Annotated in this window: 16 protein-coding genes; 9 read left to right on the top strand and 7 right to left on the bottom strand. The window is 60.2% G+C overall.

Annotation, left to right across the window (positions count from 1 at the left end):
* Positions 1–21: 21 nt before the first annotated feature.
* Positions 22–765, top strand: coding sequence for a YebC/PmpR family DNA-binding transcriptional regulator (locus RTS12_RS04850; RefSeq protein ID WP_312526042.1), 744 nt, complete (start codon positions 22–24; stop codon positions 763–765).
* A 62-nt stretch (positions 766–827) separates the two neighbouring features.
* Here RTS12_RS04850 and RTS12_RS04855 read toward each other — a convergent pair whose 3' ends face one another.
* Complete coding sequence (locus tag RTS12_RS04855) at positions 828–1,697, bottom strand: LysR family transcriptional regulator ArgP (RefSeq protein WP_312526043.1); 870 nt, start codon at positions 1,695–1,697, stop codon at positions 828–830.
* 108 nt (positions 1,698–1,805) lie between these two features.
* Here RTS12_RS04855 and RTS12_RS04860 point away from each other — a divergent pair, with 108 nt between their 5' ends.
* The gene (locus RTS12_RS04860) at positions 1,806–2,405 is read left to right on the top strand and encodes a LysE/ArgO family amino acid transporter (RefSeq protein ID WP_312526045.1); all 600 of its coding nucleotides are present in this window, start codon (positions 1,806–1,808) and stop codon (positions 2,403–2,405) included.
* A gap of 38 nt (positions 2,406–2,443) precedes the next feature.
* A complete protein-coding gene (locus tag RTS12_RS04865; RefSeq protein WP_312526047.1) occupies positions 2,444–3,337 on the top strand; it encodes a DMT family transporter in 894 nt (297 codons plus the stop codon).
* Positions 3,338–3,406: 69 nt separating this feature from the next.
* On the opposite strand, the gene choV is transcribed toward RTS12_RS04865, so the two are convergent.
* From choV to choX, 3 genes are all read right to left on the bottom strand, one after another.
* Positions 3,407–4,435 (bottom strand): choline ABC transporter ATP-binding protein, encoded by a 1,029-nt coding sequence (choV, locus tag RTS12_RS04870; RefSeq protein WP_312526048.1) that lies wholly within the window; start codon positions 4,433–4,435, stop codon positions 3,407–3,409.
* Positions 4,428–5,279, bottom strand: a complete 852-nt coding sequence (gene choW, locus RTS12_RS04875) for a choline ABC transporter permease subunit (RefSeq protein WP_312526049.1) — start codon at positions 5,277–5,279, stop codon at positions 4,428–4,430. The genes choV and choW overlap by 8 nt, the downstream gene beginning before the upstream one ends.
* Before the next feature lie 348 nt (positions 5,280–5,627).
* A complete protein-coding gene (choX, locus tag RTS12_RS04880) occupies positions 5,628–6,566 on the bottom strand; it encodes a choline ABC transporter substrate-binding protein (protein WP_312526051.1) in 939 nt (312 codons plus the stop codon).
* Positions 6,567–6,657: 91 nt separating this feature from the next.
* On the opposite strand from choX, the gene betI reads away from it, so the two are divergent.
* The 3 genes from betI to betA are packed head-to-tail and all read left to right on the top strand — an operon-like array spanning position 6,658 to position 10,364.
* Positions 6,658–7,236: a choline-responsive transcriptional repressor BetI gene (betI, locus tag RTS12_RS04885; RefSeq protein WP_312526053.1), complete on the top strand. Its 579-nt coding sequence runs from the start codon at positions 6,658–6,660 to the stop codon at positions 7,234–7,236.
* 2 nt (positions 7,237–7,238) lie between these two features.
* Positions 7,239–8,678, top strand: coding sequence for a betaine-aldehyde dehydrogenase (gene betB / locus RTS12_RS04890; protein WP_312526100.1), 1,440 nt, complete (start codon positions 7,239–7,241; stop codon positions 8,676–8,678).
* A 33-nt stretch (positions 8,679–8,711) separates the two neighbouring features.
* Positions 8,712–10,364 (top strand): choline dehydrogenase, encoded by a 1,653-nt coding sequence (gene betA, locus RTS12_RS04895; protein WP_312526055.1) that lies wholly within the window; start codon positions 8,712–8,714, stop codon positions 10,362–10,364.
* On the opposite strand, the gene RTS12_RS04900 is transcribed toward betA, so the two are convergent.
* Positions 10,361–10,894: a DUF177 domain-containing protein gene (locus RTS12_RS04900; protein WP_312526057.1), complete on the bottom strand. Its 534-nt coding sequence runs from the start codon at positions 10,892–10,894 to the stop codon at positions 10,361–10,363. The two genes, betA and RTS12_RS04900, sit on opposite strands and share 4 nt — an antisense overlap.
* 117 nt (positions 10,895–11,011) lie before the next feature.
* Here RTS12_RS04900 and RTS12_RS04905 point away from each other — a divergent pair, with 117 nt between their 5' ends.
* The gene (locus RTS12_RS04905; RefSeq protein WP_312526059.1) at positions 11,012–11,467 is read left to right on the top strand and encodes an outer membrane protein assembly factor BamE; all 456 of its coding nucleotides are present in this window, start codon (positions 11,012–11,014) and stop codon (positions 11,465–11,467) included.
* Between the two features lie 72 nt (positions 11,468–11,539).
* Here the strand turns inward: RTS12_RS04905 and RTS12_RS04910 are convergent, their stop codons facing one another.
* Together RTS12_RS04910 and msrB are read right to left on the bottom strand one after the other, a co-directional pair.
* A complete protein-coding gene (locus RTS12_RS04910) occupies positions 11,540–12,550 on the bottom strand; it encodes a P1 family peptidase (protein ID WP_312526061.1) in 1,011 nt (336 codons plus the stop codon).
* A gap of 1 nt (position 12,551) precedes the next feature.
* On the bottom strand, positions 12,552–12,941 hold the full coding sequence (msrB, locus tag RTS12_RS04915; RefSeq protein ID WP_312526063.1) for a peptide-methionine (R)-S-oxide reductase MsrB: 390 nt from the start codon (positions 12,939–12,941) through the stop codon (positions 12,552–12,554).
* A gap of 114 nt (positions 12,942–13,055) precedes the next feature.
* On the opposite strand from msrB, the gene RTS12_RS04920 reads away from it, so the two are divergent.
* Complete coding sequence (locus RTS12_RS04920) at positions 13,056–13,802, top strand: GNAT family N-acyltransferase (RefSeq protein ID WP_312526065.1); 747 nt, start codon at positions 13,056–13,058, stop codon at positions 13,800–13,802.
* A 102-nt stretch (positions 13,803–13,904) separates the two neighbouring features.
* Complete coding sequence (tgt, locus tag RTS12_RS04925; RefSeq protein ID WP_312526067.1) at positions 13,905–15,035, top strand: tRNA guanosine(34) transglycosylase Tgt; 1,131 nt, start codon at positions 13,905–13,907, stop codon at positions 15,033–15,035.
* Positions 15,036–15,095: the final 60 nt, after the last annotated feature.

Genomic DNA, 15,095 nt, shown 5'->3' on the forward strand with positions numbered 1-15,095 from the left:
CGACAAACGGGACCCCGCAAAATGGCAGGCCATTCCAAATGGGCGAACATTCAGCACCGTAAAGGACGCCAGGACGGCATCCGCTCGAAGCTGTTCTCCAAACTTTCCAAAGAGATCACCGTCGCTGCGAAAATGGGCGACCCTGATCCTGACAAGAACCCGCGTCTGCGCCTTGCGGTCAAGGAAGCCAAGTCGAACTCGGTTCCCAAGGATGTGATCGATCGCGCGATCAAAAAGGCGATCGGGGGCGATGCCGAGAACTATGATGAGATCCGCTATGAGGGCTATGGCCCGAACGGGATTGCGATCATCGTCGAGGCCATGACCGACAACCGCAACCGCACCGCGTCGAATGTGCGCAGCTATTTCACCAAAAGCGGCGGCGATATGGGGCAGACCGGCTCGGTCAGCTTCATGTTCGATCGGGTTGGCGAGATCTTTTACAAAGCGGCAGCCGGTGACGCGGATACCGTGATGATGGCGGCGCTGGAAGCGGGCGCGGATGATGTCGAAAGCGACGAAGAGGGGCATTGGATCTATACGGCCGATACCTCTTTGGTGGATGTCAGCAACGCATTAGAGGCCAGCTTGGGCGAATCTGAGCATGCCAAGTTGATCTGGAAGCCGCAGGCTCCGACCGAGATCACCGATCTTGAGACGGCGCAAAAACTGATGAAGCTGATTGATACGCTGGAAGACGATGACGATGTTCAGACCGTCACCGGCAATTTCGATTTGTCAGACAGCGTTGCTGCCCAGCTTTAAGCAGATGCGCCGGAGTTGAGGTCAATTTGCCTCCGGCGGGGATATTTCTGACATGGAAGAAATCAGGGTCGCAGTTCTGCTGCGGCCCTTTTGCTTATGGCGCGGCTGAGCGGAATAAGCGGGGCAGCCATGGCCCGGGTGACCTGCCAAAAGAGCGGCACATCAAGCGCGCTTTCGGGGATCAATGGGCAGAGCCTGTTTTGGGCAATATCGTTCTGGGCCATGGATTCGGGGATCATGCCCCAACCCAGCCCAAGGGCAATAACGCGCGCGAAAGGTTCTGATGCCGGGATCAGATGGCCGCTGAGGCGCAGTCGTTTGCCAGTTGCGCGCTCGGCCCATTGGTTTTGCAGATTGTCCTTGGCGTTGAAGATGACCGCCGGGGCAGAGGTAAGGGATTGGGGGCTGACACCATCTGGAAAATACCGAGCGATGAAAGCGGGGCTTGCCAGAGCCAGGTAGCGCATCCGCCCCAAAGGGGTTGAATCGCAGCCCGCCACAGGCTGATCGTTCGAGGTGATTGCCGCTGAGACCTCGCCGCGGCGTAGCCAATCGCGCGCGTGATCCTGATCATCGATGACGAGGTCATAGTTCACATCAAGTTCGGTCATCGCGGGGGGAAACCAAGTGGCGAGGCTATCGGCATTCACGGCAATGCGCAGCACGGCAGTGGCGCGGGTGGGGCGGATGCGGGCATCCAGGTTCTGTTCCAGGAGCCGGACCTGATCGAGATGCTGCATCAGTCGCAAGCCTGTCTGGGTTCCGGTTGCAGGTGGGCCGCGGTGGACCAATACAGCCCCCAGCCGTTCCTCGAGCCCTTTGATGCGCTGGGAAATCGCTGAAGGGGTAACACCAAGGCGCGCGGCGGCAGCATCGAAAGAACCCGCGCGGATGATTTCTGCAAGGGCCTCGAGGGCGGGGTAGTCGTGCATCAGTTTTCCTTAAGATGCTGAACAAGAATTAATTTGATTGAAAGGTGGACGCAGGGCAAGACGGCGTGCAAGCGGGGCCGCAGTCATGCCCCGGAAAAAGGAGGGGCAATGCAGTCCTATTTCGCTGGTCTGGCCGCGGGCCTGTCGTTGATCGTGGCCATCGGGGCGCAGAATGCATTCGTGCTGCGTCAGGGCCTGATGCGACAGCATGTCTTTGCGGTGGCGCTATTTTGCGCGCTGTCGGATGCGATTTTGATTGCGGCTGGCGTGGCCGGGGCGGGCGCGATCGTTGGCGCCCATCCGGGATTTTTGATCGCCATGCGCTGGGGAGGGGCTGCTTTTCTGGTGGTCTATGGCGCGCGCGCCTTTCGTTCAGCCTGGGCCGGAGGGCAGGCGCTTGAGCCAGATCAGGCGCGCCCCATGGCAATTGGCACAGTCTTGGCGACGGCTGCGGCGCTGACCTGGCTGAACCCTCATGTCTATCTTGATACTGTCATCTTGCTGGGCGCGATTTCAGCCCAGGAGAACAGCCGTTTTCTGTTTGCTCTGGGCGCGATCGCCGGCTCATTCTTGTTTTTCTTTTCTTTGGCCTATGGTGCGCGTTTGCTAGAGCCGATTTTTGCCAGGCCTGTTTCATGGCGGATTCTGGATTTTCTGGTGGGGGCCATGATGTGGACCATCGCCTTCAGTCTGATCCGAGGCGCCTAAGCCTTGCCTTTGCCAATGGCTCGGGGCAAGCGAGGCGGATGAACAGCACCTCGACCGCGACCCGAAATGATCTGCTTGGCATCGGCTGGATGCTGTTGGCCGGGCTTTGCTTTGTGATCGTTAATGGCACTGTGAGGTGGCTGGGCACCAGTCTGCCGTCGCCAGAAGCGGCCTTTATTCGCTTTGCCTTTGGGCTGGTTTTTCTGCTGCCGGTTCTGGTGCCTGTTATGCGCCGAGGGTTTACGCCCCGCAGTTGGCGGCTGTTTGCGCTGCGGGGGGCGGTGCATAGTTGCGCGGTGGCCTTTTGGTTTTACGCCATGGCTCGTATCACCGTGGCCGAGGTGACGGCGATTGGCTATCTAAGCCCGATCATCGTCACCCTGGGTGCGGCGCTGATCCTTGGTGAAAGCTTGTCATGGCGGCGCATGACGGCGATTGTCGTCGCGCTATGTGGGGCGCTGATCGTGTTGCGCCCGGGCCTGCGAGAGCTGACGCCTGGGCATCTGTCACAGGTCGTTGCATCGATGTTTTTCGGCTGCTCTTATCTGATCGCAAAACGGCTTTCTGCGGAAAATCCCGCGACAGTGGTCGTGGCGATGTTGTCGCTTAGCGTGACCATCGGGCTTGCGCCCCTGGCGATGATGGTCTGGGTCATGCCCCAGTTGTCGCAATTGCTGACGCTGGCACTGACGGCTGCATTTGCCACGACGGGCCACTATTGCATGACCCGCGCCTTTGCGATTGCGCCTTTGACCGTGACCCAGCCTGTGACCTTCTTGCAGCTGCTTTGGGCCAGCCTGCTGGGGTGGTTTGTCTTTTCCGAGAAGGTCGATCTATGGGTGCTTTTGGGTGGCACGCTGATGATCTCGGCGATCTGCTATATCACCTGGCGCGAGGCAGGGGCGCGAAGGGCGCGCCCCGCTGTGGTCTGAGCGGCGCCCTTCATTCCGGTCAGGGGGCTTGCGCCCCCGTGATCTTCGGGTGTCCGCATTCGGCCGGCGTCAGTCATCATCCCAAGAGGCGCGCGGGTCGATCAATGCGGCGATCACACCTGCACGGCTGACGCGGCCCCCGCCTTGCAGCGGCAGGCTGTCGGCATCTGCCAGCGCGGCCATGACCTCTTTGACGGGCATGTCGCGCGGTAATGGAATGCCCGTTGCCTCGCCTTCTTCGGCGATGTCTTCGGCGCGCAGAACCGCCATCGGGTTCATATGGGCCACGAATTGCTCGACATAATCATCGACGGGATTGGCAATGATTTCACGAGCGGTGCCAATCTGCACGATGCGCCCCCCCTCCATCAGGGCGATGCGGTTGCCCAGTTTGAAGGCCTCATCAAGGTCATGGCTGACAAAGATGATGGTGCGCTGAAATTTGGCCTGAAGCTCAAGCAGCTCATCTTGCAGGCGCGAGCGAATGAGCGGATCCAGCGCTGAAAAGGGCTCGTCCATCAGCAGGATCGGGGCCTCGGTGGCGAAGGCGCGAGCAAGGCCAACGCGCTGTTGCATCCCGCCTGACAGCTCACCGACGATGCGGTCCGCCCAGTCGGTCAGGCCGACGGTTGCCAGCTGGGCATCGACCTTGGCGCGACGCTCGGCGCTGCCCATGCCAGCCAGTTCTAGCCCTAGCCCGACGTTTTCGCGCACCGTCCGCCAGGGCAGAAGGCCGAATTGCTGAAAGACCATGGCGATGTTTTTCAGGCGCAATTGGCGCAGTTTCGCGGGACTGGCTTGCGTGACCGAGACCATCTGTTTGCCGTCCCAGATCCGGACTTCGCCGCGGCAGACCTCGTTAAGGGCGTTGACCCCGCGAAGCAGCGTCGACTTGCCCGAGCCTGAAAGGCCCATCAGGACCAGAATCTCACCCTCGCGCACGGTCAGCGAGCAATTGTGAACCCCAAGGACTTGGCCGGTTGTGGCCTTGATCGCGGCGCGGTCTGCGCCAGCGTCCATCAAGGGCAGGGCGGATTGGGGGCGGTTGCCAAAGACGATATTGACCTGGTCGAATTCGACCGCATTGCGTTCAGTCATCCTGTTTCCCCACGCGCAAGATCCGGTCCAGCATGATGGCCACAACCACGATGATGATGCCGCTTTCAAATCCAAGGGCGGTATTGACGCTGTTCAGCGCACGCACCACCGGCACGCCCAGCCCCGAGGCGCCGACAAGTGCGGCAATCACCACCATCGACAGCGACAACATGATGGTCTGGTTCATCCCCGCCATGATCTGGGGCATTGCGCTGGGCAGTTCGACCTTCCACAGCAGCTGGCGCGGCGTGGCACCAAAGGACTTGGCGGCCTCGACGAGTGAAGCCGGGGTCGAGGAAATCCCCAGATAGGTCAGGCGCACCGGGGCTGGCAGCACGAAGATCACGGTGGCGATCAGCCCCGGCACCATGCCGATGCCGAAAAAGACAATGGCTGGGATCAGATAGACAAAGGTCGGCAGGGTCTGCATCAGATCCAGAACCGGACGCATCCAAGCATAAAGCGTGGGGCGATGGGCGGCGGCAATTCCGATTGGAACGCCAACGACCATGCAGACAACGCAAGCCGACAGCACCAGGGTCAGCGATTGCATCGTCTCATCCCAATAGCCTTGGTTCAGGATGAAGATAAAACCCAATGCGACCAGAAGGCAGACCTTCCAATTGCGCTGCAGCGCCCAGGTCAGCACAACGATGATCAGCGTAAAGATCAAAGGATGCGGCAGTTCAAGAAGCCACAATATTCCTGCGATCAGCGATTCCATTACTTTTGAGATGGCGTTGAACACGACCGAGGCATGGGCATTCAGCCAGTCAAAGACCGTTTTGGCTGTTTTGCCGACTGGAATTTTCCAATCGGTCAGAAAGGCCGTCAATTGTTCCATCTTGCTATTTTCTCCGGCTTTCGGGCGCGTGGCGCCGGGGCAGGTTTGGACCGGTTGGCCGCAGGTTCAGGCGGGGCTGAGTGATCTCTGGAAATGCAGCCACCTTTGGGGCCTTTGGGGAAATGGACGCGCGGTTTGCGGTCATGTCCGATGGCCGGGCCGATGAGGGGGCCGACGGGGTGGCCGAGGGTATGGCTGACGGGATGCGCGACGCGATGGGAACCGCGAATGGCGCTTGCGCAGCATGTGCAGCCCAATGCGGGCCGCATTCGCCCGGCCCGACGAATGCCAGGCCGGGCGGGGGCAGAACCGCTATTGTCGGGGCAATGGCGGTTCCACGCTGTGACATCACTTTGCCAGTGCCGCATCCAGCGCAGCCTGCGCATCGCCGCCATCTGCGGTCGTTACACCGACCAGCCATGGTTTGCTTGCTTCGGGATTGCCCTTGAGCCATTCTTTGGCTGCTTTGGCCGGATCTTCCCCATCGTTGAGGATCTTGCCCATGACTTCGCTTTCCATTGGCAAGGTGAACTCGAGGTTCTCGAGGAATTTTCCGACGTTCGGGCATTCCTTTACGTAACCTGCGCGCACGTTGGTGTCGACCCGTGCCCCGCCGAAGTCGGGGCCAAAAATGTCATCCCCGCCCGTCAGATAGGTCATTTTGAACTGGGTGTTCATCGGATGGGGCTCCCATCCTAGAAAGACCACCGGCTTGCCGGCGCTGTCTGCACGTGCGACCTGGGCCAGCATGCCCTGTTCCGAGCTTTCGACGATTTCCATCGTGCCGGTTCCGAATTTGTCCGAGGCAACCATCTCAAGCAGCAGGCGATTGCCGTCATTGCCCGGCTCGATCGCATAAATCTTGCCGTCCAGATCTTTTTTATGCTCGGCGATCTTGGCGTAATCGGTGATGCCAAGGTTTTTGCCGGCCTCATTTGTCGCCAGCGTATATTTTGCGCCGGTCAGGTTGGTGCGTACCGTGTCGATCGTGCCCGAATCGCGATAGGGTTTCAGATCGCTTTCCTGGCTGGGCATCCAGTTGCCCAGAAACACATCCACATCGCCTTTCGCCATGGCGGTATAAGTCACCGGCAGCGAAAGGATCTTGGTTTCGGTCTTATAGCCGAGCGCCTGCAGGACGGTCGTGGTCAGTGCCGTAGTCGAGGTGATGTCCGTCCAGCCGACGTCGGAAAAGACGATATCTTGGCAAGATTGGGGTTCGGCGGCGAATGCTGGCGCGGCCAGCAAACAAACGGTGGCGGCCAGCAAGGTGCTACGAGCTGTCATTATTTAGGCTCCCTGTTTGTTGATTGACGAGTCAATTAAGAATAAGCTACCCCAGTCTGGCAACGATTTTTTTCGAAGAAGGCCAGAGGTTATGCCGAAACTTGGTGTCGAACCTATCCGAAAGGCGGCATTAATCAACGCTGCCATCACGATGGTGGGGCGGACCGGGTCCTTGGATGTGACCGTGGCCAAGATCGCCAAAGAGGCAGGAATGTCGCCCGCTTTGGCGCATCACTACTTTGGCTCGAAAGATAAGATCTTTCTGGCGGCGATGCGGCAAATCTTAAGCAATTACCGCGATGCTGTGCGCGAATCGCTGCAAACGGCCACGACGCCGCAGGAACGGTTACAGGCGATTGTGACCGCCAGTTTCGCCATGCCGAACTTTGATCGCAATACGGTCGCAGCATGGCTGAATTTCTATGCTTTGGCCTTGATCGATCCCGAGGCCACGCGCCTTTTGCGGGTCTATCGTAAGCGATTGCGCTCGAATCTGATGGCGGCACTTCGTCCGTTGATCCCGACCGATCCCACCCGCGCGGATGAAGTGGCCGAAACCCTTGGGGCGCTGATCGACGGCGTCTACCTGCGCGCGGCCCTATCGGAAAAACCTGATGCCTCGATGGCCGAGCGCATTGTTCACGACTTTCTGCAGGAGATCCTAGCATGACCCTGAATGCCCAGCCTCAAGCCAGCCTTTACATCAACGGCGCTTATGTCGAGGGCGAGGGGCCAGAGCTGCAGGTGCGTTATCCTTACAGCAACGCGGTCATCGCCACGCTGAAAGAGGCATCGGCGGCGCAGGTCGCGCAGGCAGTGGCTGCGGCCGCGCAGGCCCAAAAGGCATGGGCGGCGCTGCGACCGGTCGAACGGGGGCGGGTGCTGGCGCGCGCAGCCGCGATCATTCGCGCGCGCGGACCCGAACTTGCGCGGCTTGAGACGCTGGATACAGGCAAGCCCATTCAGGAAACCGAGGTCGCAGATTGGCCCTCGGGTGCGGATGCGCTTGAATATTTCGCAGGGCTTGGGCCGGTGCTGACGGGCGAATCGATCCCGTTGGGCGGGGATTTCGTCTATACGATCCGTGAGCCTTTGGGGGTTTGCGTGGGCATTGGCGCGTGGAACTATCCCAGCCAGATCGCCTGCTGGAAAGCCGCGCCTGCCCTGATCATGGGCAATGCCATGGTGTTCAAACCCAGCGAGGAAACCCCGCTTGGCGCCTTGAAACTGGCCGAGATCCTGACCGAGGCTGGCGCGCCTGCGGGCCTTTTCAACGTCGTTCAGGGGCGCGGCCAAGTGGGGGGGGCTTTGGTCAGCGACCCGCGCGTGGCCAAGGTTTCATTGACGGGTTCGGTTCCGACAGGGCGTAAGGTCTATGCCGCTGCCGCCGAAGGAATGCGCCATGTCACGATGGAACTGGGCGGGAAATCGCCCCTGATCATCTTTGATGACGCCAGCCTTGAGGATGCGGTCGGGGCGGCGATTTTGGCGAATTTTTATTCCTCGGGGCAAGTTTGCTCGAATGGGACGCGGGTGTTCGTGCAAGATGGCTTGCGCGACGCCTTTCTGGCGCGACTGGCCGAGCGCTGCGCCCAGGTGCGCATGGGCGATCCGCTGGATCCGCAAACCCAGCATGGGCCGGTGGTCAATGCGGCCCAGGCAGATAAAATCCGCGCAGCAATTGCCGCAGGCATCAGCGAGGGGGCAAGGCTGGTTTGTGGCGGCCCCGGCGAGGGGGCGTTCATTCCGCCAACGGTTTTTGCCGATGCCGATGACAAGATGAGCATCGCGCGCGACGAGATCTTTGGTCCGGTGATGACGGTCTTGTCCTTTACTGACGAGGACGAGGTCATTGCCCGCGCCAATGCCACCAGCTTTGGCCTGGCCGCTGGGGTGTTTACCCGCGATCTGGCCCGCGCACATCGCGTGATTGCCCAGCTTGAGGCGGGAACCTGTTGGATCAACGCCTATAACCTGACGCCGGTCGAAGCGCCCTTTGGCGGAGTCAAACAATCCGGGATCGGCCGCGAAAATTCGGCGGCGGCCATCGCTCACTATTCACAAATCAAATCCGTTTACGTCGGGCTGGGGGCCGTTGAGGCGCCATATTAAGGCAGATCCGCAACAAGCGGTGAAGGAGGGAAGATGAAGGCCGACTACGTCATTATCGGTGCCGGTTCTGCCGGATGCGCGCTGGCTTACCGGCTGGTCATGGCGGGCAAGCGGGTTGATCTGATCGAATTCGGGGGCTCGGATATTGGCCCCTTCATCCAGATGCCTGCGGCTTTGTCCTATCCGATGAACATGTCACGCTATGACTGGGGCTTTGCTTCAGAGCCCGAGGCCAATCTGGGCAATCGCCGTTTGGTGACGCCGCGCGGCAAGGTCATCGGCGGATCGTCCTCGATCAATGGCATGGTGTTCGTTCGTGGCCATGCCTATGATTTCGATCATTGGGCCGATCAGGGCGCTCATGGTTGGTCCTATGCCGATGTGCTGCCCTATTTCATCCGGATGGAAACATCGCATGGCGCGGTCAGCGACTATCGCGGCAGCGAGGGTCCGCTGCATGTCACCCGCGGTCAGCGTAAAAACCCGTTGTTCAACGCCTTTATCCGGGCGGGCCGCGAGGCGGGCTATCCCACCACCGAAGATTACAATGGCGCCCAACAAGAGGGATTCGGCGCGATGGAGGCCACGATCTGGGAGGGTCGCCGCTGGTCCGCCGCCAATGCCTATCTGCGTCCGGCGCTGAAAACGGGGCTGTTGCGGCTGCGTCGCGGTTTGGCAACGCGGGTGGTTTTTGACGGCAAAAGGGCCACCGGGGTCGAGATCCAGAATGCGCGTGGGCGCGAAGTGATCAGCGCAGCCCATGAGGTGGTCATTTCAGCCAGTTCCATCAACACGCCCAAGATCTTGATGCAATCAGGCATCGGCCCGGCGGATCATCTGCAAGAACATGGAATCACGCCTTTGGTTGATCGGCAGGGGGTCGGCGCCAACCTGCAAGATCACCTTGAAATCTATATGCAATACACCGCGACCCAGCCGGTGACGCTCTACAAGCATTGGAATCTTTGGGGCAAGGGCTCGATCGGGGCTCAGTGGATGGCGACGGGGCAGGGGCTTGGGGCCTCGAACCAGTTCGAAAGCTGCGGCTTTATCCGCTCGGCGCCCGGAGTGGCCTATCCCGATATTCAGTACCACTTCATCCCGCTGGCGGTGCGCTATGATGGCAAGGCCGCAGCCGAGGGGCATGGTTTTCAGGCCCATGTCGGGCCGATGCGTTCAAAATCGCGCGGAACGGTGCGGCTGCGCAGTGCCGATCCCGCCGAATCGCCCGAGATTCGCTTCAATTACATGTCCCATGAAAGCGACTGGGCTGAATTCCGCGCCTGTGTGCGCCTGACCCGCGAGATCTTTGACCAGCCAGCCTTTGCCGAATATCGCGGCCACGAGATCCAGCCCGGCAAGGATGTCAATTCGGACGCCGAAATTGACGCCTTTATTCGCGAACATGCCGAATCGGCGTTTCACCCCTGTGGCACGGCGCGGATGGGACGGGCCGACGATCCATTGGCGGTGGTCGACCCGGAATTGCGGGTCATCGGGGTCGAGGGGCTGCGCGTTGCCGATAGCTCGATCTTTCCGCGCATCACCAATGGCAACCTGAATGCCCCTTCGATCATGACCGGCGAAAAAGCCGCCGATCATATCCTGGCACGGGGGATGCTTGCGCCCAAGAACCTTGGCCCGCAGATGATTGCGGATTGGGAGCGGGCGCAAAGATCGGGCTAGGCGCCGTCGTTTTTCTTCAGCAGATCCGCCAGTCCCGCAAAGGGGCGGCGGGCGCTGTTTTCGTCGGTCGTATCATCGGCCTTGGGGGCGTCCAGCTGGGCGCCCTCGGCGCGCGGATAAAGCGGCAAAGCCAGTGCCAAAGCCTCGGCCATGACCTCGGCTGCGTCGATATACTGACCCAAGGGCTCGATATCGTCCTCGGGGATCTCGACCTCATCCTCTTCGGGGGGCGTGATATGGGGCGAGTAGACACGAGAGACATGCTCGGAGATCGAGGTCTTGACCGGCTCCAGCGTCACGACGCATGCCTGAACCACTGTGGCGGTCAGCTTACCGCTTAGCCGCCAGTCGTCCGATCCCGACGCCGTCAGGCGGCCCGAGAAGTGCAATTCGGGCAGGGCAAGCAGATTCAGCTGTTTTGCAAGCTCGGCCTTGGCCTCGGCATTTGGGGCAATTTTGAACTCTGTCGCTTGGCGTGGGTTCAGATGGGCCACGCGAAAGCGCGTATTTCGATCATTTTGGCGGGTCATAGGACGGTCTTTTGCTTACAAGTCTGATAGACTCAGGGATATTCTTGAGCGCGGGGGCCGAGTTTGCTAAGTCAGTCCCAAGGCGTCAACAGACGCATATGGGGGCAGACGATTAAGATGACCAGTTTTCGGCAGCATATCCGCGCGCTTGCCCTTATCTTGCCACTGGTGGCCGCCGGTTGCACCCATGTTTATCGCAATCATGGATATGTTCCGCCGCAGAATGATCTGGCCTTGGTCCAAGTTGGCAAAACCAGCCAATCCGAGCTTGATTCGTTGATCGGACGGCCAAGTGCTCAAGGTGTTCTGACGGGCTCGACCTGGTATTACGTCGGCTCGCGTTGGGATTATTTCGGGGCGCGCGAACCACGCGAGGTAGAGCGTCGCGTCGTCGCGATCAGCTTTAACGAGCAAGGCGTTGTGCAAGATGTGGCGACCTATGGGCTGGATCATGGCCGCGTGATCGAGCTGTCACGGCGCGTGACTGATTCGGGTATCGCCAATGTCAGCATCGTTCGCCAGCTGATGGGCAGCATCGGCCGGGTATCGGCAGGCGAGTTGCTGGATCAGTAAAACGCCCCAAGTCAGGCGCGGCGCAAGTCCTGTGCCGCATGAAAAAGCCCGGCCAAGGCCGGGCTTTTTGGTTTAAGCCACCGTCGCAGGTGTCAGCACTGATTTCAGCACCATTCCGGCTGAGCCGTCACGGCCGGGCAGGGGCGTTGCGTGCCACATTGCGTTAAGGACCGCTTCTTCGACGGCTTCGACCGTAGCCAGAAACAGCGGGTCCAGCCCATCGTCATCCAACCGCTCAAGCGACAAAAGCCCGCTGTCGGTTTTTTGGGGGCGGGCGGTGGAAAAGCCCAAGGCGATATCGCCGCTGCCATGGCCCAAATGGCTGCCAAGCCGCCCCAGACCCGCAGCCGCACGGCGCGAGATCCGCGTCAGCTGGCGCGAATCAAGCGGGGCATCGGTTGCCAGCACGATGATGATCGAGCCCTGATCGCGGGTCTCGGGGCCAGAAAGCGGGACACGCTGCCCCATGACCCGCAATTCAGAGCGCTGACCGAAGTTCGACAAGACCAATGCGCCAAGCGTATATCCGCCAACCTGACGCGATGCGGTGCCGATGCCGCCGTTGAAGCCAAAGGTTTTCATGCCGCGGCCAGCCCCGACAGTGCCTTGCGCAACCGGTCCCGGTTGGGCGGCGGCAATTGCGGCTGCCGCATCCGCAGGGCGCACGGCCAAGGCCTGAATATCATTCACGCGGCCATCATTGCATTCCAGCACCAGTGGATTGACCGTCGAGGTCGTGCGCCCAATCGCGGGATTGGCCGCGATGGCGTGGCGAATCAGTGCCTCGCTGCAGGCCGCGATGCCAAAGGTGTTGGTCAGCAGGATCGGGGTCTCGATCTCGCCCAGCTCGATCAGCTGGATCAGCCCTGCGCTTTTGCCAAAGCCGTTCAGCACCACCGCGCCCGCAGGAACCGGATCGGCGAAAAGATTGCCGTCATGGGGCAGGATTGCGGTGACGCCGGTTTGGATCGGGCCGTCATCCAGCGTGACCTGACCGACCGCCACCCCAGCGACATCACAGATAGAATTAGCCGGGCCGGCGGGCAGCGCCCACCAGTTCTGAGGATCAATATCGTGGCGCATATCAGCTTTCGGGGACGAATTTCAGGGCAAGACCGTTGATGCAATAGCGCAAACCGGTCGGTGGTGGGCCATCGGGAAAGACATGGCCAAGATGCGCATCACAGCGATGGCAGCGCACCTCGGTGCGAATCATCCCGTGGGTGACGTCACGATGTTCATCGATTGCGCCCCCCGGTTGCGAAAAGCTGGGCCAGCCGCAGTGGCTTTCGAATTTGGCATCGCCGTCAAAAAGTCTGGTCCCGCAGCAGGTGCAGACGTAATGGCCCGGCCCTTCGGGAAAGCCCGGATGTGAAAATGGGCGCTCGGTTCCGGCCTGACGGGTGATGCGGTAAGTCTCGGCGTCCAGAAGCGCACGCCATTCGGCATCTGATTTCGTGATCTTGTCGGACATCTGACCTCTACCATCTTGTTGTAGTCCTGTTACAACATAGAGCTAGCGATGAGCGGGACAAGGCAGGTTGGATCCACGGGGATCGGCGTTGGTTTCACTATGGGGTCTTCAGCCATGAGGGCGATTGAAAAAGGCCGCTATTCCCTTCGTCTCGCGGGAAATGCTCAGGATCTGGCAGCGGCGCAACGGTTGCGATGGTTGTGCTTCATGGGGGATCGGGGACCGTCGGGTTCACGCGATACCGATGATTATGATGCGCGCTGCGAGCATGTTTTGATCGAAGAGCGCAGCAGCGGCCAATTGGTTGCCTGTTTTCGCCTGCTGACGTTGCAGGGGGGCGCGGACATCGGGCAGAGCTATTCCGCACAATATTATAACCTATCGCTTTTGCAGACCTATTCGGGACGAATGGTCGAAATTGGACGCTTTTGCCTGCATCCGGAATGGCATGATCCCGATATCTTGCGCCTTGCCTGGGGCGCACTTGCGCGCCATGTCGATGAGGCCGGGGTTGGCATGCTTTTTGGCTGCTCGAGCTTTCAGGGCACGGCCACCGATCTTTATGAGGATGCATTTGCGATTTTGCGCGAAAAGCATCTGGCGCCGAAGCGTTGGCTGCCCCGCGTGAAGGCGCCGCAGATTTTCCGCTTTGCTCGTGCTTTGCGGGCGCGCAAGCCCGATCCCAAACGCGCCATGGCCGCCATGCCGCCTTTGCTGCGCAGCTATTTGCTGATGGGGGGGTGGGTGTCCGATCATGCGGTGGTGGATCCGCGCATGAACACGCTGCATGTTTTCACCGGGCTGGAGATTGCAGCCATTCCTCCCGCCCGAGCCCAGCTTTTGCGGGCGGCGGCAAGGTAGGATTTGGGTATTTAGGTGATGAAGAAGCCGTTGCGTTCTTATGTGTGAGGGACGCAGGCAAACACTTTGCATCTGCTCGGGGCTGGAGTATCTGTCCCGCTCATGAGCAAAAACTTTTCATTTTCGGTCTCGGCGAGCGATGGGCGGGCGCGAACTGGCGTGATCTCGACCCCGCGTGGCGAGATCCGCACCCCTGCCTTCATGCCAGTCGGTACGGCTGCGACCGTCAAGGCCATGATGCCTGAATCTGTCCGCGCGACCGGCGCGGATATTTTGCTGGGCAATACCTATCACCTGATGCTGCGCCCTGGCGCGGATCGGATCGAGCAACTTGGCGGTCTGCATAAGTTCATGAACTGGGAGCGTCCGATTCTGACTGATTCGGGCGGGTTTCAGGTCATGTCGCTGTCGGGGCTGCGCAAGCTGACCGAAGAGGGTGTGACCTTTTCCAGCCATGTCGACGGCTCGAAACATTTCCTGTCGCCCGAGACGAGCATGGAAATTCAGCGCAAGCTTGGCTCTGATATTGTCATGTGTTTCGACGAATGTCCGGCGCTGCCTGCGACGGATGAGGCGGTGGCCATGTCGATGCGCATGTCGATGCGTTGGGCGCAAAGATCGCGCGATGCCTTTGGGGATCGTCCGGGGCATGCACTTTTTGGGATCATGCAAGGTGGCGTGACCCGCGAGCTGCGCGAGGAATCGGCTGAGGCGCTGAAAGCGATCGGCTTTGAGGGTTATGCCATCGGCGGCCTTGCGGTCGGTGAGGGGCAAGAGGCGATGTTTGGCGTGCTTGACTATGCGCCAGGATTTTTGCCCGAGGACAGGCCACGCTATCTGATGGGCGTGGGCAAGCCTGATGACATCGTCGGCGCAGTTCAGCGCGGTGTGGACATGATGGATTGCGTTCTGCCCTCGCGTTCGGGGCGCACGGGCCAAGCCTGGACCCGTCGTGGTCAGGTCAATATCAAGAATGCGCGCCATGCAGACGATCCGCGCCCGCTGGATGCCGAATGCAGCTGCCCGGCTTGTACAGGCTATAGTCGTGCCTATCTGCATCATGTCTTCCGTGCGGGAGAGATGATCTCGGGGATGCTGCTGACTTGGCACAATCTGCATTATTTCCAAGAGCTGATGGCTGGAATGCGTGCGGCGATCGCCGCAGGCAATCTTGACGCCTTTGTTGCGGACTTCCATGCGCAGCGCGCCGAGGGTGATATTGAACAGCTTTAGGCTGCACCACCCGGATCGGCCGAGCGGCCCCTAGAAATTCCCAAGGCGGGCATTCTGCCT

Source organism: Paracoccus sp. (in: a-proteobacteria), assembly GCF_032007265.1.
Taxonomy (GTDB): Bacteria; Pseudomonadota; Alphaproteobacteria; order Rhodobacterales; family Rhodobacteraceae; genus Paracoccus.